This window comes from Ruegeria sp. THAF33, assembly GCF_009363615.1.
Lineage (GTDB): Bacteria > Pseudomonadota > Alphaproteobacteria > Rhodobacterales > Rhodobacteraceae > Ruegeria.
Map to the genome: position 1 here is coordinate 451,218 of NZ_CP045384.1, position 25,823 is coordinate 477,040.

Annotated in this window: 28 protein-coding genes; 14 read left to right on the forward strand and 14 right to left on the reverse strand. The window is 57.6% G+C overall.

Going from position 1 to position 25,823, the window contains the following annotated elements:
* Window positions 1-3: 3 nt before the first annotated feature.
* From FIU92_RS02240 to hmgA, 6 genes are all read right to left on the reverse strand, one after another.
* Entirely contained in the window at window positions 4-201 is a 198-nt protein-coding gene (locus tag FIU92_RS02240) for a DUF2783 domain-containing protein (RefSeq protein WP_171120365.1), read from the reverse strand.
* 5 nt (window positions 202-206) lie between these two features.
* The gene (locus tag FIU92_RS02245) at window positions 207-1,817 is read right to left on the reverse strand and encodes an FAD-dependent oxidoreductase (protein ID WP_152457008.1); all 1,611 of its coding nucleotides are present in this window, start codon (window positions 1,815-1,817) and stop codon (window positions 207-209) included.
* Between the two features lie 135 nt (window positions 1,818-1,952).
* Complete coding sequence (locus FIU92_RS02250; protein ID WP_039541551.1) at window positions 1,953-2,903, reverse strand: MBL fold metallo-hydrolase; 951 nt, start codon at window positions 2,901-2,903, stop codon at window positions 1,953-1,955.
* 87 nt (window positions 2,904-2,990) lie between these two features.
* Window positions 2,991-4,247: a fumarylacetoacetase gene (fahA, locus tag FIU92_RS02255; RefSeq protein ID WP_152457009.1), complete on the reverse strand. Its 1,257-nt coding sequence runs from the start codon at window positions 4,245-4,247 to the stop codon at window positions 2,991-2,993.
* A gap of 21 nt (window positions 4,248-4,268) precedes the next feature.
* The gene (locus tag FIU92_RS02260) at window positions 4,269-4,892 is read right to left on the reverse strand and encodes a LysE family translocator (protein ID WP_152457010.1); all 624 of its coding nucleotides are present in this window, start codon (window positions 4,890-4,892) and stop codon (window positions 4,269-4,271) included.
* Entirely contained in the window at window positions 4,889-6,244 is a 1,356-nt protein-coding gene (hmgA, locus tag FIU92_RS02265) for a homogentisate 1,2-dioxygenase (RefSeq protein ID WP_152457011.1), read from the reverse strand. Before hmgA ends, FIU92_RS02260 begins: the two co-directional genes overlap by 4 nt.
* Before the next feature lie 57 nt (window positions 6,245-6,301).
* Between hmgA and FIU92_RS02270 the strand changes: the two genes are divergently transcribed.
* The 11 genes from FIU92_RS02270 to FIU92_RS23170 all read left to right on the forward strand — a co-directional run bounded on the left by FIU92_RS02270 (window position 6,302) and on the right by FIU92_RS23170 (window position 17,185).
* Window positions 6,302-6,754 (forward strand): MarR family winged helix-turn-helix transcriptional regulator, encoded by a 453-nt coding sequence (locus tag FIU92_RS02270; RefSeq protein ID WP_152457012.1) that lies wholly within the window; start codon window positions 6,302-6,304, stop codon window positions 6,752-6,754.
* 60 nt (window positions 6,755-6,814) lie between these two features.
* A complete protein-coding gene (locus FIU92_RS02275; protein WP_152457013.1) occupies window positions 6,815-8,065 on the forward strand; it encodes an adenylate/guanylate cyclase domain-containing protein in 1,251 nt (416 codons plus the stop codon).
* Between the two features lie 309 nt (window positions 8,066-8,374).
* Window positions 8,375-9,478 carry an MHYT domain-containing protein gene (locus FIU92_RS02280; protein WP_152457014.1) on the forward strand — a complete coding sequence of 368 codons (1,104 nt, stop codon included), beginning with the start codon at window positions 8,375-8,377 and terminating at the stop codon, window positions 9,476-9,478.
* A 148-nt stretch (window positions 9,479-9,626) separates the two neighbouring features.
* Window positions 9,627-10,481, forward strand: coding sequence for a xanthine dehydrogenase family protein subunit M (locus FIU92_RS02285; protein ID WP_152457015.1), 855 nt, complete (start codon window positions 9,627-9,629; stop codon window positions 10,479-10,481).
* Window positions 10,482-10,492: 11 nt separating this feature from the next.
* Window positions 10,493-10,987 (forward strand): (2Fe-2S)-binding protein, encoded by a 495-nt coding sequence (locus tag FIU92_RS02290; protein WP_152457016.1) that lies wholly within the window; start codon window positions 10,493-10,495, stop codon window positions 10,985-10,987.
* Window positions 10,984-13,410: an aerobic carbon-monoxide dehydrogenase large subunit gene (locus FIU92_RS02295; protein ID WP_152457017.1), complete on the forward strand. Its 2,427-nt coding sequence runs from the start codon at window positions 10,984-10,986 to the stop codon at window positions 13,408-13,410. Before FIU92_RS02290 ends, FIU92_RS02295 begins: the two co-directional genes overlap by 4 nt.
* 59 nt (window positions 13,411-13,469) lie before the next feature.
* The gene (locus FIU92_RS02300; protein ID WP_152457018.1) at window positions 13,470-14,345 is read left to right on the forward strand and encodes a MoxR family ATPase; all 876 of its coding nucleotides are present in this window, start codon (window positions 13,470-13,472) and stop codon (window positions 14,343-14,345) included.
* Complete coding sequence (locus FIU92_RS02305) at window positions 14,342-15,529, forward strand: VWA domain-containing protein (RefSeq protein WP_152457019.1); 1,188 nt, start codon at window positions 14,342-14,344, stop codon at window positions 15,527-15,529. The genes FIU92_RS02300 and FIU92_RS02305 overlap by 4 nt, the downstream gene beginning before the upstream one ends.
* Entirely contained in the window at window positions 15,526-16,311 is a 786-nt protein-coding gene (locus tag FIU92_RS02310; RefSeq protein WP_152457020.1) for an XdhC family protein, read from the forward strand. The genes FIU92_RS02305 and FIU92_RS02310 overlap by 4 nt, the downstream gene beginning before the upstream one ends.
* 103 nt (window positions 16,312-16,414) lie before the next feature.
* Entirely contained in the window at window positions 16,415-16,867 is a 453-nt protein-coding gene (locus FIU92_RS02315; RefSeq protein ID WP_152457021.1) for a carbon monoxide dehydrogenase subunit G, read from the forward strand.
* Between the two features lie 153 nt (window positions 16,868-17,020).
* A complete protein-coding gene (locus FIU92_RS23170; RefSeq protein WP_371419728.1) occupies window positions 17,021-17,185 on the forward strand; it encodes a hypothetical protein in 165 nt (54 codons plus the stop codon).
* 71 nt (window positions 17,186-17,256) lie between these two features.
* On the opposite strand, the gene FIU92_RS02325 is transcribed toward FIU92_RS23170, so the two are convergent.
* Window positions 17,257-18,066, reverse strand: coding sequence for a division plane positioning ATPase MipZ (locus tag FIU92_RS02325; RefSeq protein WP_152457022.1), 810 nt, complete (start codon window positions 18,064-18,066; stop codon window positions 17,257-17,259).
* Between the two features lie 217 nt (window positions 18,067-18,283).
* Between FIU92_RS02325 and FIU92_RS02330 the strand changes: the two genes are divergently transcribed.
* Together FIU92_RS02330 and FIU92_RS02335 are read left to right on the forward strand one after the other, a co-directional pair.
* The gene (locus tag FIU92_RS02330) at window positions 18,284-19,171 is read left to right on the forward strand and encodes an AEC family transporter (RefSeq protein WP_152457023.1); all 888 of its coding nucleotides are present in this window, start codon (window positions 18,284-18,286) and stop codon (window positions 19,169-19,171) included.
* A gap of 77 nt (window positions 19,172-19,248) precedes the next feature.
* Window positions 19,249-20,856, forward strand: a complete 1,608-nt coding sequence (locus tag FIU92_RS02335) for an MFS transporter (RefSeq protein WP_152457024.1) — start codon at window positions 19,249-19,251, stop codon at window positions 20,854-20,856.
* On the opposite strand, the gene FIU92_RS02340 is transcribed toward FIU92_RS02335, so the two are convergent.
* The 3 genes from FIU92_RS02340 to rplS form a co-directional block, all read right to left on the reverse strand.
* On the reverse strand, window positions 20,853-21,080 hold the full coding sequence (locus FIU92_RS02340; RefSeq protein WP_152457025.1) for a hypothetical protein: 228 nt from the start codon (window positions 21,078-21,080) through the stop codon (window positions 20,853-20,855). The genes FIU92_RS02335 and FIU92_RS02340 overlap by 4 nt on opposite strands.
* 165 nt (window positions 21,081-21,245) lie before the next feature.
* Window positions 21,246-21,467 carry a 50S ribosomal protein L31 gene (rpmE, locus tag FIU92_RS02345; RefSeq protein ID WP_050605278.1) on the reverse strand — a complete coding sequence of 74 codons (222 nt, stop codon included), beginning with the start codon at window positions 21,465-21,467 and terminating at the stop codon, window positions 21,246-21,248.
* Between the two features lie 11 nt (window positions 21,468-21,478).
* Window positions 21,479-21,862 carry a 50S ribosomal protein L19 gene (gene rplS / locus FIU92_RS02350; protein ID WP_152457026.1) on the reverse strand — a complete coding sequence of 128 codons (384 nt, stop codon included), beginning with the start codon at window positions 21,860-21,862 and terminating at the stop codon, window positions 21,479-21,481.
* A 370-nt stretch (window positions 21,863-22,232) separates the two neighbouring features.
* Here rplS and FIU92_RS02355 point away from each other — a divergent pair, with 370 nt between their 5' ends.
* Complete coding sequence (locus FIU92_RS02355; protein ID WP_171120334.1) at window positions 22,233-23,033, forward strand: GH25 family lysozyme; 801 nt, start codon at window positions 22,233-22,235, stop codon at window positions 23,031-23,033.
* Here the strand turns inward: FIU92_RS02355 and FIU92_RS02360 are convergent.
* The 4 genes from FIU92_RS02360 to rimM all read right to left on the reverse strand — a co-directional run bounded on the left by FIU92_RS02360 (window position 23,030) and on the right by rimM (window position 25,713).
* Window positions 23,030-23,455 carry a hypothetical protein gene (locus FIU92_RS02360; RefSeq protein WP_117869920.1) on the reverse strand — a complete coding sequence of 142 codons (426 nt, stop codon included), beginning with the start codon at window positions 23,453-23,455 and terminating at the stop codon, window positions 23,030-23,032. The genes FIU92_RS02355 and FIU92_RS02360 overlap by 4 nt on opposite strands.
* Before the next feature lie 139 nt (window positions 23,456-23,594).
* A complete protein-coding gene (gene trmD / locus FIU92_RS02365; RefSeq protein ID WP_152457028.1) occupies window positions 23,595-24,398 on the reverse strand; it encodes a tRNA (guanosine(37)-N1)-methyltransferase TrmD in 804 nt (267 codons plus the stop codon).
* Window positions 24,395-25,210 carry a hypothetical protein gene (locus tag FIU92_RS02370; RefSeq protein ID WP_152457029.1) on the reverse strand — a complete coding sequence of 272 codons (816 nt, stop codon included), beginning with the start codon at window positions 25,208-25,210 and terminating at the stop codon, window positions 24,395-24,397. The genes trmD and FIU92_RS02370 overlap by 4 nt, the downstream gene beginning before the upstream one ends.
* A complete protein-coding gene (rimM, locus tag FIU92_RS02375; protein ID WP_152457030.1) occupies window positions 25,210-25,713 on the reverse strand; it encodes a ribosome maturation factor RimM in 504 nt (167 codons plus the stop codon). The genes FIU92_RS02370 and rimM overlap by 1 nt, the downstream gene beginning before the upstream one ends.
* Window positions 25,714-25,823 lie beyond the last annotated feature (110 nt).

A 25,823-nucleotide genomic window follows, 5' to 3' on the forward strand; every position in this document is an offset into this window, starting at 1 on the left:
CCGTCACTTGTCGGCCAGGGTGGCGGCGCGAATAGCGTCAGACAACACCGCCTTGTCGCCGATGTGATTGGCCAGCACCAGAACCAGTCGGGCGTTCAGCGCGTCACTGTCGGCTTTTTCAAGCCCTTCATGCGCGGCCAGCAGCTCGGCATAGAAGTCGTCAGCATCGTCGATATTCGGGGATAGGATCAGGTCAGACATCGCGCTCACTCCTTGCCACAGGCTCTGCGGATAGCATGGCGGAAACTGTTTTCTTCATAACTGTCCCGGCGCGCCGCCACGTGCTGATCAGGACGGATTAGATAAACTGCGCTGGTTGCGTCGCCCAGATAGCGACGTTTCAGCGCCAGGGTCTGGTCATCCTTGACCGACAGCGCCAACCGCGTGACCTCGACTCCGTCTTCTTCCAGCACCTCTGGGGCATCCGCATCAATCGTCAAAAGGGTGAATTTGCCTGCCAGTTTGGGCAACAGAAACGCATCACCCAGCGGCGCGTCCGGGCAGGCCGAGCCGGGGCGCGTCTCGGCTGGGCCATCCAGCGCGTCGGCAGAATTCAGGGTCGAGCCGTCATAGGTGCAAGGTTGACTCAGGCGTCCTGAATTCACCAAAGGACGCGCAAATTCGTACTTCTCGCTCAGGTCCAGAACCGCATCCCGCAGAACCCGCGACATTTCGGATTTCGGCGTGATGAAATCGGTGGACCGGCTGGATTTCTGGATGTTCTCATCAGCCCCGTGCACGCGTTCCGCGTCATAGCTGTCCAGCAGGCTTTCTGGGGCATTCCCATCCAGTACCAGTTTCAGTTTCCAGCACAGGTTGTCAGTGTCTTGCAGGCCGGAATTGGCACCGCGCGCGCCAAAGGGGCTGACCTGGTGCGCGCTGTCGCCTGCGAATAGGACACGCCCTTTGCGGAAGCTCTCCATGCGGCGGCACTGGAACGTATAGATCGAGACCCACTCCAGCTGAAACTCGACGTCATCGCCCAGCATCGCCTTGAGGCGCGGGATCACATTCTCGGGGCGCTTTTCGCGTTCCTTGTCGATGTCCCAACCCAGTTGCAGGTCAATACGCCAGACATTGTCGGGTTGTTTGTGCAAAAGCGCGGATTGCCCGCGATTGAACGGCGGGTCAAACCAGAACCAGCGTTCCGAGGGGAAATCGGCATCCATGATCACGTCCGCGATCAGGAAATTGTCTTCGAAAACACGCCCTTCGAAATCGATGCCCAGCATGCGCCGGGTGGGCGACGCGGCGCCATCGCAGGCGATCAGCCATTCGGCCTCGAGTGTATAGGGGCCTTCGGGGGTTTCGACCTCCAGCCGAACGTGATCTTCGTGCGTACCGATTGCGTCAACCTTGTTGCGCCCGCGAATTTCAATCGGTGCGCCTTTTGCCTGCAACTCGCGCACGCGTTCCACAAAGAAGTTTTCAAAATGGTATTGCTGCAAGTTGATGAAGGCCGGGTTGGCATAACCTTCGTCCGGCTGAAGGTTGAAATCATAGACCTGACGGTCGTCGAAAAAGACCTTGCCCCGGTCCCAAAGCACGCCTTTGTCGACCAATCGCTGGCCGCAACCCAGCCGGTCCGCAATTTCCAGCGTGCGCTGAGAAAAACAGATGGCGCGGCTGCCGAAGCTGACTTTGTCATTCTCGTCCAGAACCACAACTTCGACCCCTTGCTGGGCCAGATCGATGGCGGCGGCCAGACCAACCGGCCCCGCACCGATCACGATGACCTTGTGCCTGACGGGCGTCGGGCTGTCCTGATCCGGGCTGCGTTCATATCCGTAAAGCGGCGTTTCAAAGATCTTGTTCATGGGCTCCCCCCCGAAACAGATGCACCGATGTGCTGCATGTCCTGTCCCCCGGCGACGGGCGCCGGAGGTCTTAGTTTATGGTTCCATCGAATCCCGCCGCAAAAAACGATCTGGATCAAACTCGACCGTTTTTCGTCAGCCTTGCAGGGCTTCCCACATCTCGAGGTCGCGCTGGGCGGTCCAGATGCGGGGCGTGTCAATGCCGCGCGCCTCGTCATAGGCGCGGGCCACGTTGAACGGCAGGCAGTGCTCGTAGATTGCGTAGTCGGCGAACTTCGGATCACATTCAGCGCGGACTGCGTCCCAGGCCTCTTTCAGGGACCCTCCGCGCGCCGCGACCTTCGCCGCCGGCCGGTATGTGCTTTCGACAAAATCGCGGGTGTTCTCGATGGCCGCATTCACCATGTCCTTGCCAACCAGCGCGTCACCGCGCCCCGGTGCGATGGCGTCGACATCGAACCACTTGATCTCGTCCAACGTGTCACCCCAATCGCTGAAATGACCGTCGCCGCAATAGCAGGCCGAGTGGTATTCGACGATATCGCCCGTGAACATCACGTTCTGATCCGGCACATGGATGACGATATCGCCTGCCGTATGCGCGCGGCCCAGATGCATCAGGTCGATCCGGCGGTTGCCAAGATACACCGTCATCGTATCGCTGAAGGTGGTGGTGGGCCATGTCAGGCCGGGGATGCTTTCATGCCCTTCAAAGAGGCGCGGGAAGCGCTGGAATTCGCTGTCCCAGTCTTCCTGACCCCGCTCGACGACCATGGCGCGGGCCATGTCCGACATCAGGATCTGCTGCGCGCCGAACGCGCTTGCGCCCAGAACACGCACTGCGTGGTAGTGGGTCAGGGCCACATGCGTGATCGGTTTGTCGGTGACGGAACGCACGCATTCGATAACCTTATTTGCCAGACGCGGAGTCGCCTGCGCCTCGACGATCATCACGCTGTCGTCACCGATGATCACACCCGAATTCGGATCGCCTTCGGCGGTAAAAGCATAGAGCCCTTCTCCGACTTCAGTAAAGCTGATCTTTTTTTCCGACATGTCCCCTTGGGACGCGAATGCCTTGGCCATCTTGGGTTTGTCCTTTTTCGGTTGCGCGGAAGGCAGAGGTTGGATGCCTCCGGCGGCAGTATTTGGGAAAAGATGAAGATCAGTGCGTCATCTTTCGTAGGGGTTCTCGAGTGCGGGCAGCAGCTTGCCCACACAATCGCCGAAACCGATCGTGTAGCCATCGCCCTTGGCAGCACCTTTGAGGGTCAGGGTATCGCCGTCCTCGATGAAGCTGCGGGTTTCGCCTGTATCCAGCGTGATCGGTTCCTTGCCGCCCCAGCTGAGTTCCAGAAGGGAACCGCGGCTGTCCTTCGTCGGCCCCGAGATCGTGCCCGATCCCAGCAGGTCGCCCGTGTTCATGGGGCATCCTGATGTGGTGTGATGCGCCAATTGCTGCGCAGCGGAATAGTACATCTGGTTGTAGTTGGTCCGAGCAATCGTCGTGGCGGGTTGCCCGGCAGGTGCCATGGTGATCGCCAGATCGATGTCATAGAGCATCGGCCCGCAATCCTTGAGGTGATCCAGCAACTCGAACTCGCGGGGTGGCGTGTCACAGCGGAATGGCTCGAGCGCCGCCTTGGTCACGATCCACGGGCTGATCGAGGTTGCCGTGGCCTTTGCCTGAAACGGGCCCAGCGGCTGATATTCCCATGCCTGGATGTCGCGCGCAGACCAGTCATTCAGAAGCACGTAGCCGAAGATATTGTCATCCGCTTCCTGCACGGTGATCGGACCATCCGAGGGTGTTCCGACAATCGCGCCCATCTCAAGCTCGATGTCAAAACGGCGACTGGGCAGGAAGGCGGGCAAGTCCTGATCGGGGGCTTTCAACTGACCCCAGGGGCGGCGAATATCCGTGCCTGAGACCACGACCGAAGATGCGCGGCCGTTGTAACCAATGGGAATGTGCAGCCAATTCGGCGGCAGGGCGTTTTCCGGCCCTCGGAACATGGTGCCCACGTTGAAGGCATGGTTTCGGCCTGCGTAGAAATCGGTGTATTCGCTGACCGCAAAGGGCAGATGCATTTCCGCATCGGCCTGTTTGAAAAGCAGCGGTTCGACCTTGGCTTGTTCATCTGACCCTTCGGCCAGCAGGCTGATCAGCCGCGCGCGCAGCGCGGTCCAGACGGCTGGGCCTTCCTCCATCAGAGGGTTCCAGAACGGCATGTCGAACAGCGGCTCATCGCTCAGGGTGATCAACCCCTCGGCTTCGGCGGCCGTGACGTCGAGGATCATGTCGCCGATGGCCACACCGCAGCGGGGATCATCACCTTCGGTCGAGAAGACACCATACGGCAGGTTATTCAGTGGGAACGGATGTGTCGCGTCATTGGCCGACGCCACCCAGGATGTCATTAGAGGCATACGATGTCCCTGTTTTGTTGGTTAAGCAGAAGGGCGAAGGGATTTCAGCCCCAACAAGATAGCAGCGAGGATCATGAAGCTGCCGCCAATGCGGTCAAGCCACAGCTTTGCCGGACCTTGCAAACGGCGAGCCAGCCAGCTTGCGCTGCCGCCATATGCGGTCAGGAACATCCCGTCCATGACCAGATAGGTAGACGACAGAATGGCGAATTGCGGCCAGAAGGGCAGGGCTGCGTCAATGAACAGCGGAAACAGTGCTGCAAAAAAGACCACGGCCTTGGGATTTGCGGCGGAAGTAATGAACCCCTGCATCCAAAGCGATTTACGGCTGGCCTTGGGCGCGGTTTGCGTTTCAGACATACGGGCCTTTAGGATCTGCTTAATCCCTAGATAAACCAGATAGGTGACACCAAGCCACTTGATGACCGTCAGTGCGGTTGCAGATGTGGCGATCAGGGCGGCTAGGCCCAGCCCCGCCGCCAGCATTTGCAGAAAGTTCGCCGTCAGATCTCCGGCAGCGGTGAACAGCCCGCGCCGAAGCCCGTTTGTCGCTGAGTTTGACAACATCAGCAACTGGCTGGGTCCCGGTGTGCTCATCAGCAGCAGGACCGTTGCCACATAGGTGATCCAGATATCCAAGCTCATTTCTTGCCCGGCGTTCCGTCGAACTTCTTCTCAAGCGATGTCCAGCAGTCGATGTAATCATCCTGCAACGGCGCTTCGGTGGCGGCAAACGGGGTCAGGTGCTGCGGGAAGCGGGTTTCGAACATGAACGACATTGTCTGGTCCAGCTTGTCCGGCCCCAGGTTGGAGTATGACGCCTTGTCGAAGGCTTCCCTGTCGGGGCCATGCGGGATCATCATGTTGTGCAGGCTTGTGCCGCCGGGAACAAAGCCCTGAGGTTTCGCGTCGTACTGGCCGTAGATGTTGCCCATCAGCTCGGACATGATGTTCTTGTGGTACCACGGCGGGCGGAACGTGTCTTCCATCACCATCCAGCGTTCGCGGAACAGGACAAAGTCGATATTGGCCGTGCCGGGCTGGCCGGACGGAGCCGTCAGAACGGTAAAGATCGACGGGTCGGGGTGGTCAAACAGGATCGCGCCGACGGGGCAATAGTTGCGCAGGTCGTATTTATAGGGCGCATAGTTGCCGTGCCATGCCACGACATCCAGTGGGCTGTGGCCGATCTTGGTTGTGTGGAATTGCCCGCACCATTTGATTGTCACGGTAGAAGGGGTTTCACGATCCTCATAAGCGGCCACCGGTGCCTTGAAGTCGCGCGGGTTGGCCATGCAGTTGGCACCGATTGGTCCGCGCCCCGGCAGTTCAAACTTCTGACCGTAATTCTCGCAGACAAAGCCGCGCGCAGGGCCTTCCAGAACCTCGACCCGGTACAGCAAACCGCGTGGAATGATCGCGATTTCCTTGGGTTCCAAGTCGATGATTCCCAGTTCTGTCGCAAATCGCAGGCGCCCTTCCTGTGGCACAACCAGCAATTCGGAATCAGCCGAGAAGAAATAGTCATCCACCATGGATTCCGTGACCAGATAGATGTGGCTTGCCATGCCGACCTGCGTGTTCACGTCACCTGCGGTCGTCATGGTCCGCATACCCGTCATCCAGTTCAGACCTTCGTCGGAATGCGGGATGGGATCCCAGCGGTACTGGCCAAGGCTGATCACATCCGGATCAATGCAGGGGGCCGATTTCCAGTAGGGCAGGTCAATTTTTTCATAACGATGTGAATGCTTTACGGATGGGCGAATACGATAGCACCAGGTGCGCTCGGGTGGGTTGGCGGTAAAGGCCGTGCCACTCAGCTGCTCTCCGTAAAGACCATAGTTGCACCGTTGCGGGCTGTTCATGCCTTGCGGCAGGGCCTCGGGCAGGGCCTCGGTTTCAAAGTCGTTCCCAAAGCCTGGCATATAGCCTGCATGAGTTCCGACAGGCGTCGCGGCCTGTGTCAGCGTATGCGGATCAGTCGGACGATTCATTGCGTTTTCCTCCGTTTGCTGCTTGTCGGTTAATAGTTGATTTTGTAACTAACAAGCATGACACACGATGAATCCGAAAAAAATGATGACTTTTATCTGCAAAATTTTCTGCCCTTCCTGCTGAATCAGGCGGCCGAACGGGCTTCGCTAGAGTTTCAGGCAGTTTACAAGGGCCGTTACGGGATGCTCAGAACCGAATGGCGCGTATTGTTCCATTTGGGTTTGTTTGGCGAGATGACCGCCAAGGAAATCGGTGAGCGCGCCAGAATGCACAAAACCAAAATCAGCCGCGCTGTCGCCAAGCTGGAACAGCGTCGATACCTGAAACGCACACGGGACGAAGCGGATCGGCGGGCGGAATGGTTGACACTAACACCAGCAGGGCAATCTGTGTATCGTGACCTGCGCGGCGTTGCTGCTAATTACGATGCGAAACTGTCAGGCCTGTTCAAACCGGAAGAGGCCGCGTTGTTGCGACAAATGCTGCAAAGGTTGGCTGGTTTGGACTGACCTATGGCAATTGACGCTGCCTGCCCCCAAATGGGGATCATACTTGATACGGACAACAAAATGACATTGCCAGATTCCGCTTCAGTTTTCTCACATTCCCTGATTGATTGGCTGGTCAACAAGGGGCTAGAGGGCGCCGGGCAAGAAGAGCTGTTGGAAGGGTTTTGTGCCCGATTGGTGGAAATGGGTATTCCGTTGATGCGCTTTCATGCGGCGCAGTCGACCCTGCATCCGGTTTACGGAGGTACAGGTTACAGCTGGTACAACGGCGCGGGCGGTGAATCCGAGAAGTTTGAATACACGGAAACGCCCAGCGAAGTTTGGCAGCAAAGCCCACTCTATGCGCTGCTGAACGATGATCTGGATGAAATCCGGGTCAAACTGGTCGACCATAATGAACCCAGCCGCTTTCCTTTGTTGAATGATCTGCGTGAAATCGGAGCGACAGACTATTATGCCACCGGCTTGTCATATGAAGGGGCCAGTCAACTGCGCCCCGACGGCACGAAGAAGGTCAGCGATGGTGTTCTGATGTCCTGGACCAGCGACGCACCGAACGGATTCGAAGACAGCGATCTGAACAAAATACAAACTGTACTGCCGCATCTGGGGCTGGCGCTCAAATCCGCCAAGAACCAGGATCTGGCCAAGGATCTGATGCGGGTTTATCTGGGGCGGGATGCCGGTCGCCGGGTTCTGTCGGGTGAAATTCGGCGTGGGTCTTTGCAGCAAATCGATGCTGTGATCTGGAATTTCGACCTCGAAGGCTTCACCACGCTGTCCGAAGACCTGCCTGGCCATGAGATCATCGACATGCTGAACGACTATCTGGCCGTCGCGGTGGGTGTGGTGCATGACAAGGGCGGCAACATCCTGAAATTCATGGGTGACGGCCTGATGGCAATGTTCGATGTCGGAGAGATCGACGAAGACGCCCGTGCCGCGCTTGATGCTGTGCCTTTGTTGCAGTCCCGCATGGGTGAACTGAACGCAAGGCGCCGCGCGCAAGGTCTGCCGGTGGCCAACTATACGCTGGCCCTACATTCGGGCGAGATTCTCTATGGCAATATCGGGTCCGAGACCCGGCTGGACTTCACTGTGATCGGCCCGGCTGTCAACCAGGCCGCCCGCATTGCGGGAATGCACCGGTCTTTGGGTCAAAGGATCCTTATCTCGGACGATGTCGCCCGCGCTGCACAGCCCTGCGCGCAGGAGCTTGTCTCGGTCGGCCGCTACATGCTGCGCGGCGTGAATGAGCCGAAAGAGTTGTTTACGGTATACAGTCCCGGCGGGCCATCAGAATCCGATTGAGACAGCGGCTATTCCTTCCAGCGGTTCCGAAACTGAAAGTCTTGATGGAACGCATTTAACTCGCCGGGTTTGAGCGGCGGTTTGGACCGAATGTTCGACTATAGTGTGGATATGAACACTAAGCTGGTTAGAGCCCAAAGCCGTCGATGGCTCATCTCACAGCAGTCCTGCCCAATGAGCGATAAACGCTGAGGTAGACTCTGGTCCTTGCTTGCAATGGCCGTGCAGGAATTTGTTTCCGCCGGATGAACCTTTGCCAGGTAAAGGCAAAGATTGAATTAAGAAATCCGCTGCGGCATTGTCCGGCCCATGGAATTTCTGGACTTCGGACATAACCCTTGGTTGGTGGTTACATCGTTCGTTGTGGCGCTAGTTGCTGGGGCCACGGGATTGTCTTTGACGAGGGATTTGTCCGAAAAGTCGCTTTCACAACGCAGGTTGGCCATCGCGTTGGGTGCCGTTGCTTTGGGTGGTGGGATCTGGTCAATGCACTTCGTGGCTATGCTTGGCCTAAGGCTGCCCATCCTGTTTTACTATGATGCTGCAATTACGCTCGCATCTGCGCTTATTGCGATCCTTATGGTCGCCTTGGCGCTTGTCCTTTTGCATTTCACTGAGCGTTCCAGGGGGATCATCATAGCTGCCGGAGCAATCGTAGGCGCGGGCATCTTGGCGATGCACTATGTGGGAATGGCTGGCATGCAGCTTTGCAAACCCGTTTATACCCTTCAAGGGGTGCTCGGGTCGTCAGTATTGGCTATTGTCCTGTGCATTCTCGCGATCGGCGTTGCCTATAATGAGCGTTCCAACAGGACCATCGCGATCGGCACGCTGTGTTTTGGCGTAGCTGTCTTTTCAGTGCATTTCCTGGCCATGGCAGGAACCAATTTTGTAGCCTTGAAAGATATCCGAGAGTTTGGGCCCGTCATCAGCAACGAAGTCATGGCCGTTGGGGTGATCTTGTCGAGCTTTGTTATCTTCGGCGCATTTTTGTGGGTTGGCACAACTTATCTTGTGCCTACGCAAGCCACAGAGATCCCGATGACAGGCGTGGCCCAAGACGAGCCTTCAGCAAACCAGACCCCACCTATTCGCATCCCCTGTGAAAGAGACGGAGGCAAGGTCTTTATTGCCGCGCCTGACGTTGCATTCGTCAGGGCGGATGGTCACTACACGCAAGTCTACACCCGCACAGAAAAGTACTTTTGCGTCTGGCCGATCACTGAAGCGGTCAAACGGCTAGAGCCAACCGGCTTTTTGCGCGTGCATCGCAGCTATATCGTGAACCCCAAAAAAGTCGCGCGGTTTGAACGGACCAAAGACAAGGGACAATGCACCTTTGGTGAGGCCGATCTTCCCCCGGTGCCGGTCAGCCGATCAAACCTGAAAGCAGCACTGACCGCCTTTGGGTAACGCGTGGTAATTCAGGCAGCGCAACTCGTGCGTCCTGAAGCGCATTTCGTGCAAAATTAGCGAAAACAAAGTGTTTTCCCGGGTCAACAACCCGACGTCGCGCGAGCTTCTCTAACAGCCAGAACAGTTGCTGCAGGGAGGAGAGGCAATGATTCCAGCTGCCTTTGAATATTATAGACCTAAGGATTTGGCGGGCGCCCTGTCCGTACTTGTGGAGCACGGAGATGACGCACGGGTCCTCGCAGGGGGGCACAGTCTGATACCCATGATGAAGCTCCGCATGGCCGAAGTGCCACATCTGATCGACTTGCAGGATGTGGAGGGATTGAGCGGCATCTCCATTGAGGGGGATAGCATCCGCATCGGGGCGATGACGACGCAACATGACATCATCGACAACGCTCAATTGGCGTTGGCTGCTCCGATCATGCGCGAGGCTTCTTTGCAGATCGCAGACCCGCAAGTGCGTTATATGGGCACGGTTGGCGGCAACGTTGCAAACGGCGACCCGGGTAATGACATGCCGGGCTTGATGCAGTGTCTGGACGCGACTTTCACTTTGGTCGGGCCGGATGGCCAACGCAAAGTCGCGGCCCGTGATTTCTACGAAGCGGCTTATATGACTGACCGTGAGGATGAAGAGATCCTGACAGCGGTGGAGTTCGATGCACCAAAGGGCGGGTACGCCTACGAAAAGCAAAAGCGCAAAATCGGCGACTACGCCACTGCGGCTGCTGCGGTCCTCTTAACTAAAGAAAATGGGACTTGCACCTCGGCTTCCATCGCGATGACCAATCTGAGCGATACACCGGTTCATTCTGAAAAAGCTGGCGCTGCGCTTGTCGGCACGTCCCTGGATGATGCGGCAATCAAAGCGGCGGTGGACGCGATGTTGGGCGACATTGACCCCACACAGGACAACCGCGGTCCCATTGAATTCAAACGTCACGCAGCGGCGATTATCTTGCGCCGTGCGATCGAAAACGCCTGGGCCAGAGCCTGAGGAGAGAGATCATGTCAAAGAAGAAACATTTCACTCTAACAGTGAATGGCGAGGAGCAAGAGTTCTTGGCTGAACCGCGCGAACTGCTGATTCACACCCTGCGCGAACGACTGCGCAAGACCGGTCCGCACATTGGTTGCGAGACCTCGCATTGCGGCGCTTGCACCGTGACCATGAACGGCAAATCGGTGAAGTCCTGTACCGTGTTCGTAGCACAGGCTGACGGTGCCGAAATCACCACGATCGAAGGGCTTGGTAACCCGGACAGCCTGCACGTGCTGCAGGAAGCTTTCAAAGAACACCACGGTCTTCAATGCGGCTTCTGCACACCGGGTATGATCACCCGCGCATCCAAGCTTTTGGAAGAAAACCCGAACCCAACTGAAGAAGAGGTGCGCTTTGGCATGGCGGGTAACCTCTGCCGCTGTACCGGGTATCAGAACATCGTCAAATCTATCCTCGCCGCCGCGGCCGAGATGAACTCTGCGAAGGAGGCGGCACAATGAATAAGGAACTGACCCGCGAAGAACGCACCGACGCACTGGGAGGAATGGGTTGCAAGCGCAAGCGCGTTGAAGATGCCAGGTTTACCCAAGGCAAAGGCAATTACGTTGACGACATCAAACTGCCCGGCATGCTGCATGGTGATTTCGTGCGTTCGCCCTATGCCCACGCCAAGATCGTGTCGATCAATGCCGAGGCGGCATTGGCGCTGGACGGCGTGATTGCCGTACTGACGGCCGAAGACCTCGCCCCCCTTGGTCTTCACTGGATGCCGACGCTGGCTGGCGACAAACAGATGGTTCTGGCTGACGGCAAGGTGCTCTTCCAAGGTCAGGAAGTGGCATTTGTTGTGGCAAAGGACCGTTATATTGCAGCCGATGCAGTCGAGCTGGTCGAAGTGGAGTATGAAGAACTCCCCGTTTTGACCGATCCCCACGAAGCATTGGAATCCGACGTGGTTCTTCGCGAAGACCTGATGGGCGAAGGTGGAGCGATTCCAGATGGGGCCCACGGCCCACGCAAACACCCTAACCACATCTTTACCTGGGAGGTTGGCGAGAAGGATGCGACCGAGCAGGTAATGGGGGAGGCTGACGTGGTCGCTGAAGAGATGGTGTATTACCATCGCACGCACCCATGTCCGCTCGAAACTTGTGGCTGCGTGGCTTCGATGGACAAGGTCAACGGCAAGCTCACGCTGCACGGCACGTTCCAGGCGCCTCACGCTATTCGCACAGTGGTCAGCCTGATCTCGGGCATTGAAGAGCACAATATCCGCGTGATCTCGCCCGACATCGGTGGCGGCTTTGGCAACAAGGTTGGGGCTTACCCCGGCTATGTGTGCTCGGTCGTGGCCTCGATTGTCACCGGTGTTCCGGTGAAATGGGTCGAGGACCGTATGGAAAACCTGATGACCACCGCTTTTGCCCGTGACTACTGGATGAAAGGTAAGATCAGCGCCACCAAAGAGGGTAAAATCACCGGTCTCTGGTGCCACACGACCGCAGACCACGGCGGCTTTGACGCCTGTGCCGACCCGACCAAGTTCCCGGCTGGGTTTATGAACATCTGTACCGGGTCTTACGACATTCCGACTGCGTATTTGGCAGTGGACGGCGTTTACACCAACAAAGCGCCGGGCGGGGTCAGTTATCGCTGCTCCTTCCGTGTAACCGAAGCCGCTTACTTCATTGAACGCATGATCGAGGTTCTGGCGATAGAGTTGAACATGGACGCGGCCGAGCTGCGCCGGATCAACTTCATCAAGAAAGAGCAGTTTCCCTATCAGTCCGCGCTTGGGTGGGAGTATGATTCCGGCGACTATCACACTGCTTGGGATAAGGCGCTAAATGCCGTCGATTACGAAGGGCTGCGTGCAGAACAAGATCAACGGATCGAGGATTTCAAGGCGGGCAAAACCCGAAAGCTGATGGGCATCGGCCTGACGCATTTCACCGAAATCGTCGGTGCTGGACCCGTCAAAAATTGTGATATCCTTGGTCTTGGCATGTTCGACAGCTGTGAAATTCGCATTCACCCGACCGGCTCAGCGATCGCACGCCTTGGCACCATCTCGCAAGGCCAGGGCCATGCCACGACCTTTGCACAGATCCTCGCAACCGAGATCGGTCTGCCGGCGGATAGTATTACCATCGAAGAGGGTGATACGGATACCGCGCCCTACGGTCTTGGAACATACGGCTCGCGCTCGACGCCTGTAGCGGGTGCCGCGACCGCGATGGCAGGGCGCAAGATCCGCGCCAAAGCACAGATGATCGCGGCCTACCTGCTGGAAGTGCATGACGATGATGTCGAATTCGACGTGGATCGTTTCGTGGTCAAGGGCGCGCCTGAAAAGTTCAAGACGATGAAGGAAATCGCCTTTGCCGCCTACAATCAGGCCATTCCGGGCATCGAGCCGGGTCTGGAGGCGGTCAGCTACTATGACCCGCCGAACATGACCTATCCCTTTGGCGCCTACGTCTGCGTGATGGACATCGATGTGGACACCGGTGTGACCGACATTCGCCGCTTCTATGCGCTGGATGACTGCGGCACGCGCATAAACCCGATGATCATCGAGGGCCAGGTGCACGGTGGTTTGACCGAGGCGCTGGCCGTCGCTCTGGGGCAAGAGATCGCCTATGACGAGATGGGCAACGTCAAGACCGGCACATTGATGGATTTCTTCCTGCCGACCGCATGGGAAGTGCCGAATTACGAGACCGATCACACCGTTACCCCCAGCCCGCACCACCCAATTGGCGCCAAAGGAGTCGGCGAAAGCCCCCATGTGGGCGGCGTGCCCTGTTTCTCCAACGCAGTGAATGATGCCTTCCGTGCCTTTGGCCTGCGTCACACCCATATGCCGCACGATCACTGGCGGATCTGGAAGACAGCAAACGAACTGGGCCTTCACGGCTAAGCTTCCGGCGCGCGCGGCAGGGATGGCTGCGCGCGCCTCATAAACCACTTGAGGCTCTGATGACTTGGACCGATCTCCAATCTGCACTTGTAGAACAGAACTACGTCGCCTCAGACGATCTGGCGGTGTCGCTGCATTTGGCTTTGTCATTGCGCCGCCCTCTACTGCTGGAAGGCGCGGCGGGCGTAGGAAAAACCGAAGTTGCCCGAGTACTGGCTGCGGCCCAGAACACGCAGTTGATCCGCCTGCAATGCTATGAAGGTCTGGACGCCTCTCAGGCGATCTACGAGTGGAATTACCAACGACAACTACTGGCGATCCGTGCGTCCTCTGAAGCAGGCGAGGCCGGCAAGGCGGTCGAGGATCGGATATTCTCGCGTGAGTATTTGTTGGAGCGCCCCTTACTGTCGGCGATCACGCAAGACGTTTCTCCGGTTTTATTGATCGATGAAATCGACCGCGCAGACGAAGAGTTCGAAGCTTTCCTGCTCGAAATCCTCGCTGATTACCAAATCACCGTTCCGGAGCTTGGCACCATCAAAGCCACCACTGTGCCAACAGTTATACTGACCTCGAATGGCACCCGCGACTTGTCGGACGCGCTGAGGCGTCGCTGCCTTTTCAATTATGTCGATTATCCCGACCGGACAACGGAACTCGCGATCCTAAAAGCCCGGTGTGCTGGGATTGAAGCGCAGCTGGCCGATCAGGTGATCGAGTTCGTCCAGACGCTGCGCAAGGAAGAGCTTGAGAAGGTGCCCGGAATCGCGGAGACACTGGATTTTGCCGCCGCGCTCATGGGGTTAGGGATTGCTGATCTCACGGAAAACCCGGCAGCCCTCCAAGCCACACTCACGACACTTCTAAAAACTCAGAGCGATCGCGCACATATCACTAGCGAAGTGGCACAACGCATCGCGGGGAAGGCCGCATGACCCGCGTGACCCGCTTTGCTGGCCGCGATCCCGGCGCCACGGCGCGCATGGCAGGGTTCCTGGCCCATTTGCGGGAGAATGGCCTGCGCCTTGGCGTGCAGGAAACCGAAGCAGCTCTGACGGCGTTGACCTGTGTTGAGGCAGCCAACCCTGAAGAGGCGCGTTGCGCACTCAAGGCCGTTTGCACGGGATGCAAGGACGACGCGCAGAGGTTTGATTTGTTGTTTGACAGTTTCTGGATGGATGCCAGTCGCGTGCGAACAAAGGTCATGCCGAAAATGTCGACCCACCCCAAGGGCGACGACAGCGTACATTCGTCACGAGATGCCAAAGGAGAAGACGTTGGAGGCGCTGGCGATGCGACAGCGCCAGATGGAGGTGACGGTGATGCTGAAAGTGATGGCGACGGTAAGCTGATCGCCACCGAAATGCGGAACCTGTCCCGGCGCGATCTACGTGATCTGGTACGGGCAGAAGAGATTGCCGAGGCCGAAGAAGTTGCTCGCCGCCTCGGACAAGCGCTGCGCGACCGCCGCTCCCGCCGCCGCATCGCGTCTCGTAAGGGAGACCGCCTGCATTTCCGCAAAACAATCCGGCGCAGCTTGGCGACAGGGGGCGAACCCATCCGACTCATCAAGCGCAAACGCCCTGATCGTAGCCGTAAAATCGTAGCGCTATGCGATGTTTCCGGCTCTATGACCGTCTATGCGCAAGTATTCCTGGCCTTTTTGGCCGGCCTGATGCGCGGTGATCCAACCGCCGACGCATACCTGTTTCACACACGCCTCGTGCGGATAACCGAGGCTTTACGCGATAAGGACACGATGCGCGCCATCGGACGGATGTCCTTGATGGCGGATGGGTTCGGCGGAGGTTCCAAAATCGGGGAAAGCCTGGATCGATTTGCATCTACCTACGCGCGCCGTTTCGTCGATGGGCGTTCAGTCGTGATGATCCTCTCGGACGGCTATGACACCTCTTCCCCTGACCACATTGACGCGGCGCTGACCAAGCTGCGCAAACGCGGCTGCCGCATTCTTTGGCTGAACCCGCTTAAAGGCTGGCGCGACTATGCGCCCGTCGCAGCGGGCATGACGGCAGCCTTGCCTCATTTGGACCTCTTTTCCGCCGCCAACACGCTGGCGGACCTCGCCGCGCTGGAGAAGGAGTTGGTATCGCTATGACCCCCGCTGAGTTGTTTTCATCTGACCTGGCAGAAACAGCCCAATCCCTGCGCGCCAAGGAACAACCTTTTGCCTTTGCAACAATCGTGCGCACTGCCGGAACCACCGCGGCGAAACCCGGCGCAAAGGCAATCATTGGTGCGGATGGCACCATATTGCACGGGTTTCTTGGTGGCGGCTGCACCCGTGGTGCTGTGAGGCGAGCCACCTTGGAAGCCCTCGAAACCGGCGCACCCAAGCTTGTGTCGGTTGCGCCGGAAGACTTTTTGAACGATATCGGCGTCAGTGCCGGAGCAATGGTGGAGGGCGTATTCTATGCGCGCAACGGTTGTCCCTCTCGTGGCACCATCGACATTTTTATTGAGCCCTGTCTTCCGATGCCAGAGTTGACAATACTCGGAAACTCGCCGGTCGCAGAGGCTTTGGCACAAATCGCACCAGATTTTCACTGGTCAATCTCACGTGCCGTGGATGAGGAGAATGCACTTGGAAAGATGAGTGCGATCGTCGTGGCGACGCAAGGGCAGGGTGATCTTGACGCCTTGCGCGACGCGCTTGCTTGTGAAGCAAACTATGTCGCCTTTGTGGGCAGTAAGAAGAAATTCGCTGCCCTGTCTGAAAAGCTCTCCGAAGCCGGTGTGCCCGAGGTCACACTCGCGATGGTTTCAGCCCCAGCTGGTTTGGACATTGGTGCTGTCACACCTGAAGAAATCGCGCTTTCCATCCTGGCGGAACTGATCACCGTGCGCAGGAATTCCGTAGAAAGGAACCCAAATGCGTAAACTTTTCAAAATCTTAACTCGTGGTTTCAAGCCATCTACAGAGCAGGCTGAGGTGCTTGCCACGATTAAATACCCCTGTTGCTGAACAAAGAAAGGAACCGCTATGGAACTGGCCGACGAAATTATCATCGATGCCCCTAGGGATGTGGTTTACGCAGCTTTGAACGACCCCGAGATACTTAAACGTTGTATTCCCGGGTGCGAAGAACTGATCAAGAAATCCGACACCGAACTTGAAGCCAAAGTTGTACTCAAAGTTGGCCCCGTGAAAGCGAAATTCAGCGGAGATGTGGTGCTCAAAACCGATGGCGCGCCAGAGACGTTTTCGCTGGAAGGCCAAGGCAATGGTGGCCCGGCTGGACATGCAAAAGGCGGAGCCGACGTCACACTGACTGAAAATGGGTCTCAGACCATTCTGCGCTACGAAGCCAAGGCCGTGATCGGCGGCAAGCTGGCGCAACTTGGGAGCCGTCTTATCCAGAGTACAGCAAAGAAACTCGCCGCCAAATTCTTCAAGTCCTTTGCAGACGTCATGTCGGAAGAACCCGTTTCTTGATCCACACATCCTGAACACCGGGTTGATGTCCTTGGCCATGCAGATGGCCTGCTAAACGCTGGTAAGCAGTTTGTTCTGATCACATCGATCAGTATCAAGGGCTGAGCGGCGCGCGAAGTAGGTTCGCTCGCCGTTGTCTCTTCAAGCGGGAGGATGGTCGGCTATATCTCCAATGGCTGCATTGACCGGGACATCCGACTACAGGTGGTCTCGGTGCTTGAAACGGGCGGCACGGCCAAAAAAGGATCCGATACGTTGAAGGCTCTTCTTTCTTTGCTCTCAAGCTCCCATGCGGGACGTCTTTGCAGCTGTCTCTGAATGCTAGTCCAGAACCAAAGAACATTCATACTGCCTAAAAAAGTCCGCATAGCGGCCGCCGGGACAGCTGATCAGAAGTCAATCTCCACACCCGGCAGATTCAGCTCTTTCATCATGTCACGCAGTTCTTGCCGGGCGGCGATGTTCGAGATGTTCAGCTGTTTGACGCCGATGTCCTTCAGGTCCAACAGGGTCAGTCCGCGTGGAAATAGTTCGCGGAAGATAACCCTCTCGGAAAAGCCCGAGGCGACGCGGAAGCCGATGCGCTGGGAAAGCATCTCGATCGCGCGCTGCATCTTTTCCTTGTTGACCATGCGCTGCGTACCGACCCGGTTGCGGACAACGACCCAGTCGATCGGCTTCAGCCCCGCCTGTGCCCGCAGTTGACGAGCGTTCCAGACCATTTCGGAATAGACGGACGGGCCAAGGATTTTTTCGCCCTTCGAGTCGATCCGCGCCAAAAGGTCAAAGTCAATGAAACTGTCGTTCAACGGGGTGATCAGCGTGTCGGCCAGCGAATGTGCCACCTGACTCAGACGGGTGTGAGAACCCGGGCAGTCGATCAGAATAAAGTCGCTGTCGCTTTCCAGCTGGGATACGGCAGCAGACAGGCGATGGTCATAGATGTTCTCGCCCGGTTTCAACGTCGCGGCATCGATCTCGGGCAGGTCGTGATGGCGCGGGCTGGGCAGGGTCAGGTCCGAGCTTTTGAGGAAATTGTTGCGGTTCTCGAAGTATCGTCCCAGACTGCGCTGACGCAGGTCCAGATCCAACGTGCTGACCTTGTGTCCCAATCGGGCCAGCGCGGTCGCCACATGCATCGACACGGTCGATTTGCCTGCGCCACCCTTTTCGTTCCCGACCACAATGATATGTGCCATGCTTGTATTCCCAAGTCCCGCCGTGCTTCACTACACGTTGTTGTCAGCCACTATATGTTGTGTCGGCGGCGAAGGAAAGAACCTCAAGCGGCGCTTTCGGGCAATATCAGACTCTATTCGGGAAAACCTAACGCTGCGCACGAGTTACACAGAGCGCTTGCCATTGCAATGGCACTGATTCACTGTCGACAAACGGTTTCGGCAAGGAGATTTTTGCTTGGAGCACCTGTTCCTGAACGTTTTGAACGTGGTTCTGCCCGTCCTGATCTGCGCTGGAATTGGCTATGTTCTTGCCGTGATTCAGGCGCCTTTCGACAACAAGGTCATTGGTGGGATCGTTTCAAAAGTAGGCTATCCGACATTGATCATTTCTCATCTGTCGAACACCAAACTGGCCGTGGGCACGTTTCTTGACATGATGGCGGCCGCTGCCCTTGCGGTGGCCGGTTTCGGGGTGTTGGGGTATGTCGTGCTCAAGGTTCTTCGCTTGCCGGTGAGGGCATTTCTGACGCCGTTGATGCACGGGAATGTCGGCAACATCGGCCTGCCAATCACTTTGCTGGCGCTGGGCGATGCAGGTATGGCCTATACCATGGCGTTCGTGGTGGTTGTGCTGATCAGCATCTTTACCGTCGGCATGTGGATCCCGGCCGGAGAATTCTCGCCCAGGAAATTGGCGACGTCCCCGATTATCTACGCCGTGGGCCTCGCCCTGATCCTGATGGCAACGGGGCAAAGCCTGCCGCAACCGGTCGCAAAGTCCTTTGACATCTTGGGTGGATTGTCGATCCCGCTCATGCTGCTGACCCTGGGGCATACGCTCGCGACGCTGCGTGTGAAAAGCCTGGGTCGCGCGGTTCTGCTGACGGCCCTGCATCTGGCGATGGCGGTTGCAATTGCCAGTGTTCTGATCTGGTTGTTTGGTTTCACGGGAACCGAGCGGGGTGCGCTGATCCTGTGTTGCCTGATGCCTTCATCCGTGGCGACTTATCTGTTTATCGACCAGCATGTTCCGGAATACGGGCCGGATGTGGCGGGGTTCATTCTTGTCTCGACGCTCAGCACTTTGCTGGTGCTGCCCGTTGCGCTGTCATACTGGATCTGATGCAACCCTATGCGCAGGGCCAGAAATCGTTAAACTGATGATGTTTGTATTCAAACTTCTTGGTCAGTGGGTGTTTTATGGGCGATGAGAGCTCGGTCAGTGTATCTCCGCAGTCCCGCGCCCGTGTGGTGCTGGCGATGACGGCCATCTGCATGATGGTCGTGGGGTTCAACACCACTGCTGTGACCACCATATTGCCCAATCTCAGGGCCGAATTCGATTTGACCCCGTCAGGTTTGCAATGGGTTATGGCCACGTATTCCGTGACCAGCGCCACGCTTGTCTGCATCGTCAGCCGGCTGGGTGACATTACCGGCAAGATGGGCGTGTTCTTTTTTGGCATGATCGTCTTTGCAATCGGGTCTGCCTTTGCCCTGTTGGCGCAGGACGGGGCGATGCTGCTTATCGGGCGCGGCGCGCAAGGCGCGGGCGCGGCTGCTTTGTTCGGCACGTCCCTGTCATTGTTGACGGCGGCCACGCCCGAAGAGCAGCGCGCCAGCGTTACCGGCATCTGGGGGGCGATTGTCGGTCTGGCGATCGGTGTCGGGCCCATCGTCGGTGGCGCTTTCGGCCATTATGTCAGCTGGCGCGCCGTCTTTGCAGCCGACCTGGTTCTGTTGGCTGTGGCCTTTGCCATCGGGCTGCATGTCAGCAAACGGAAATACGTTCCCGATACCCGTCTTGCCGGGGCAAAGTTCGATTATGCGGGGGCCGTTGCCATTCTGTTTTTCCTCGGGCCATTGTCCTTTGCGCTCAGCAACGGGGAAAACGGCGGGTGGACTTCGCCTTTGACACTGGTGCCGCTGGTCGTGGCGGCCGTGTCGACAATTGCCCTTGTCATCGTATCCCGCCGCAGCGACGACCCTTTGATCGAGCTTCGGTACTTTCGCCATCCGCGTTATCTGATGGCCGCGGCGGGGATGTTCTTTACTGGCTTCACGCTGTTCTGCTTCTTCGTCTATTTCAATACATTCGTCCAATCGCCCGATGCCTTTGGGTATTCGTCCATCGATGCGGGTCTGGCGATCATGCCGCTCAGCCTCAGCATGTTTGTGATCTCGGTCACCGCACCCCGCTTTCTTGCCCCCTACAGCTTTCAATGGCCGATCGCCATTGGCCTGGGGGCGATGGCCTGCGGGTTCCTGCTGCTGATGACAACAACGAACACAACGCAGTTTTCCGAAATCTGGTGGAAGTTGCTGATCGTCGGTGTCGGGTTGGGCATCTGCTTTTCGCTGTTGCCACGTCTGGGCCTGCGCCTGCTGCCCGAGCAGCATGTGGGGCAGGGTTCGGGGGTCATCAACGCCTGTCTCTATTTCGGAGCAACTCTTGGTGCCGTGGTGGGCGGTCTGGCCGAAGCGATCACCAAACGCCGAGGTCTGTCCGAGGTGATCGACGCGCTGCCTGCCGGGTCAATCCAGCGCGAGGATCTGGCCCATGCGCTGGCACATGGAACGCCGAACCAGATACAGCAATTGATCTCGGGGATGGATCCGTCTGCGGGAGATACATTTGCGAAGGCCCTGCGGGATGTGCAGGACAACGCCTTTGACAATGCCATGTTGGTTGCCGCGATTGCGGCGCTGGCCGGAATGACGCTGGCGCTGATGTTGCTGCGCGGACCGGTTCCCCCTGTACACAGTGCGGCGGAATTGACCCGCAATCCGCGACAACCAAGCTCCTAACCGCCGAGGTAAACCCCTTTCTGAGGGCGAAAAAAGACCTTCTGATCGTGTAGCTTGCCCAGAAGTTCGTGAATACGCCGCAACGTGTCTTCCCGGTCGGTCCTGCTATCCTCTGGTTCATCCGAAGCGGCATGTGACAACGAAGCGATCGAGTCGCGCAACGCCGTTTCAATCAGATCCATATCATCGACTGAAAGCTCGATCATGTCGTTGTACTGGGGCATGTCCGGGTCTCCGTGGAAGCTGAGGGTTGTTCACACGGAGTGTAACATCACTGGGTCTTTGCAAAAACGCATCTTGTCCGGTTTCGCGTCCATAAGACACATGGAAGCTTCCAGAAAAAAGGCCGCCCCCAAGGGACGGCCTTTCGAAATCGAAACAAGTCAGACTTAGAAGCCCAGACCTTCGTATTTCTTTTTGAACTTCGACACGCGGCCGCCGGCGTCCATCAGGCGCGACGAACCACCAGTCCATGCAGGGTGCACGGAGGGGTCGATTTCCAGAGCCAGCTGGTCGCCTTCGGCGCCCCAGGTGGATTTCATCTGAACCACTGTGCCATCGGTCATTTTGACGTCGATGACGTGATAATCGGGATGGATGTCTTTTTTCATCTTTCCGTTCCTTACGCTTCGGCGCCAGCCTTGGGCTTGTAGTTCGTGACCTCTGCGATACGCGCGGACTTACCGCGGCGGGTGCGCAGATAGTACAGTTTGGCGCGACGAACGCGGCCACGGCGGACAACGGTGATGCTGTCGATGTTGGTCGAATACAGCGGGAACACACGCTCCACGCCTTCGCCGAACGAAATCTTGCGAACGGTGAACGAACCGGCAATGCCATTGCCGTTGTTGCGCGCGATGCAGACGCCTTCGTAGTTCTGCACACGGGTGCGCGACCCTTCGGTCACCTTATAGCCGACACGAATGGTGTCACCGGCCTTGAAGTCGGGGATGTCTTTCCCCAGGGCGGCAATCTGTTCCGCCTCAAGCTGTGCGATAAGATCCATCGCAGGTACTCCTATATGCTCGTGGTTGGCCCACGAAGTTTGGGCACGGCCTGAGAGCTCTTGGTCTTCACCGGGTCCTGCATGCAGCCCGCCAGAGGTCAGATCGAATGTTCCTTTGGTCTGGTTTGATCTGACACATCCCCGCCGAAGAAAGCCGGGCTTTAAGCCGATAATCAAACCAATAGACCGGAGTCGCAGAATACGGCACCGGATTGCGGTCGTTTAAGGGTATTGAGTGCCGGGATCAAGAACAAATCGTATGACGAAGCAGTGGGAATCCGCCTTTCGAAAATCCCACCGTTGCCACGGCGGTCAGATCAGGCATTCTGAAGGAAATTGAAAGAGCAGAAATTTCAGACAGGACCTCATGATGCGAATTGCACTTATGCTGACGATTGCAGCCGCTTTGCTTATGTCGTGCGGGCGCGGCGGCCCGAAACCGCAGGTCGTGGAACCCACGCCGGGTGTGGACAGGACAGCGCCGTCCGTAATCTATCCTGATTTTGGGGACGCCGATCCGCATGACTGGGAGGGCCGTCACCCCGGCTTGTATCCGATCCACGGGCTTGACGTCTCGCGCTGGCAGGGACCGATAGACTGGCGCACAGCCAAAGCTTCGGGCGTAAGCTTTGCGTTTTTGAAAGCAACCGAAGGCGGCGATGTGGCGGATCCATTATTCGACGACCACAGGCGCGGTGCTCAGGCGGCGGGCGTGCCGTGGGGGGCTTATCATTACTATTATTTCTGCCGATCGGCCCGGGAACAGGCGCGTTGGTTCATTCAGAACGTCCCGAAAGGGGCAGATCTGCCGCATGTTCTTGACATGGAGTGGACGCCGCATTCCAAGACCTGCACGTTGCGGCCCGATGGCAGAACCGTCCGCGCCGAAGCGCAGCGCTTTCTGGACATTCTCGAACGGCATTATGGCCGGCGTCCCATCGTCTATACGACAGTGGATTTCTTTGCGGATACGGATATCGGGCGTTTGCCCAAAACCGAGTTCTGGTTGCGATCCGTCGCAGGCCATCCGCGTCAGGTCTATCCCCGCACGGTCTGGCGGTTTTGGCAATACACCGGCACCGGGCTGGTGCCGGGGGTTCAGGGCAGGGTGGACATCAACACGTTCAACGGCACCCCAGAAACTTGGGCCAGCTGGAAAGCGCGCCGCTAGTTTTGTGACGTTCCGTAGGTTTCGATAGTGCCGCCCCCGACCAAGTGGTCCAGCCGCCGTTCGCGTTCATCACCAAAGGCGTTGCGCACCCAGAACGATTCACCCGCGGTCAGTTCGCGCCGCTCGAAACCGCGTGCGCGCAGGCAGCGATCAACCTGATCGATTTCGCCCTGTTGGCGCAGTTCGTCCTGAAATGGCGCGGTGACCGCAGGCCCGATGATGATGCCCCAAAGCAGGATATTTGTTGCATAACCGCCGATTACGGCGCTGTTGCCGCCCTCGTCAGCTTCCTGAGAGCAGGAGTCAACGGCAACCTTCGCAGAGTGCAGATTGTGACCGGCTTGCGTCGGAACCGACATCCCAAGCGGTTTGGTGGTACAGGCGGAGGCAACCAGTAACGTGCCAAGCAATAACTTTTTCATAATGCCTTCTATTTCACTTCTTATTACCCAAAAACTAATGGGGCATGGAAGTGAATAAGTTCAGGTGCGTTCAACTTCAAATGGCATTCTGACAAACATCGAAACTGAGGCATCCCGGCCACAACGAGCGGGTCTAGCCCTAGGATTCTGATCTGGCTTTGACGTATTCTGCCCAGATATCAGGACGCCGTAAGCGCGTGATGTCTTGTGCCATTTTTTGCCGCCATTCCGCGATCCGGCCATGATGGCCCGACATCAGAATCTCGGGGATCGGGCGCCCTTTCCAATCTGCGGGGCGGGTATACTGGGGGTGCTCCAGCAAACCCGAGGCAAAACTTTCTTCTTCGGTCGAAGCCTGATTTCCAAGCACTCCGGGAATCAGCCGTACCGTGGCATCGATCAGGGCTTGTGCCGCGATTTCGCCGCCGGTCATGACGAAATCACCCAACGACACCTCTTGCACGCCATAATGTTCCAAAACGCGCTCGTCCACGCCTTCAAAACGACCGCACAGAAGGGTCATGCCGTCACAACGAGCAAGATTCTGCATCATGCTCTGGTCCATGCGACGCCCGCGCGGGCTGAGGTAGATCAGCGGCCAGTTCCCTTGAATGCCCGCCATCGCATGTTCGATCGCGTCACCCAGAACATCGGCCCGCAGAACCATGCCCGCGCCACCCCCGGCCGGGGTGTCATCAACGTTGCGATGTTTGCCTATACCGAACTGTCGCAGATCCACTGTTTCCAGTTGCCAAAGCCCTTCCTGCAAGGCTTTGCCTGTCAGGCTTTCGCCAAGAACACCGGGGAAGGCGGACGGGAACAAAGTGATGATCTTGGCTTTCCAGACCCCGTGCAGATTAGGGCTCGGAGTCATCAGCTCGCGTGGTTTCAGGGAAGGACGGATCGCCTTGCGGCCATGGGATCTGCTGGGTTTCTCTGTCATGTCTGGCGGGCCAGTTCGTTCTGTGCGGATTGAATCAGTGCTTTCTTCTGGGTGATCATGGCGGCGTCGTCCAGCGAGGATCGGTTCAGCGCCAGGATTTCCTGTAGCACATCGTCTGAAAATGTTGGCGTGCCATGTGCAGGCCCGACAAGTTGTGACGAAAGCTCGGGTGGCAGGTTCAGAAATTCGGCCAAGGGCGCACCTGCACCAAGGCGGTGGTTCTGCAACGCCTCCATCCACTCTGTTCTGACCGTGACGGATGGCAACCGATTCCGGACGGCATCAGCGGTTTCCTGAAGCGATGGCAAATGGGCAAGGTCAGAGGAAAAGGCGTCCAAGTCCTGCACCATGCGTGATTTCTGCAAGTCGTGTGCCCACAGGCTCCGCAGCCATTGATCGCGGGCGCGCAAGGATATGTAGATCGTGATGTCGGTTTCATGACCCAGGAACCGACGCCGCACGACGCTGATCAGAGTTTCCGCCAGTTCCGGCGCGGCACCGTAACCTTCACGCTTGTTTCTGCTGGGGCGCAAGCCTGCGAAATTCTCTTCGCTCAGGATCAACCCCCGGCGTGCGCCGAAATCCAGATCGTCCAGAAACGCATGCAGGTGACTTCCAAAACCCGCCAATGTGGAATCCAGCCGGTAAAGCGAGTGACGCGTGGCCGCCTCGCTCAAGCCGCTGTTGCGCGTCTTGTAGGGCAGAACCAATGCGAAGCGGGGCCAGATCAGTTTCCGGTTTTCATGGAGGAAGGACTGTGCTGCGGTCATGCCTGTTTTGTGCAGGCCCAGATGCAGCAGGACCCGCCGCATCAGATCAGGCCTTCGGGCGGGTCGGCCACGATACGGCCTTGTTCCAGATCTACCGTGGGTACAACTTGCATCGTGAAAGGCAGCAAAACCGTGGTTTTCAGGCCCGGCCCGTGCAATTCCAACAAGTCCGCGGCGCCGTGGTTCTGCACCGATTTGACCTTGCCCAGCAGGGTGCCTCCGGTGTCATAGACATCCAGCCCGATCAGGTCGTTGTGGTAGAATTCATCATCGGGCAGCGACGGCAGCTGATCGCGCCTTGCATAAAGGCGCAACCCATTCAGGGCATCCGCCTGTTCCTTGGTTTCAACGCCACCAAGGCGGGCCGCGAATCCGTTCTTGATGGTGCGCGTCAATACCACCGGATAACGCTCTTTGCCCGCTTCATCGGTCAGCGGCGAATAGGTCTCGATATCTTCGGGAACGGCGCAAAAGCTTTTCAGCCTCACCTCGCCTCGCACACCGTAAGCCCCCGCGATGCTGCCGACGCAGATCAGATCACTCATTGGCTGCCCCAGTCGTCAAACATATCCCGTTTCTCCATTCGCCAAGCCCGTTGCAGGCTTCGCGCTGGTTGTTGCGCTCGAAGAACACGCCCACAATAAAGGCGATCAAC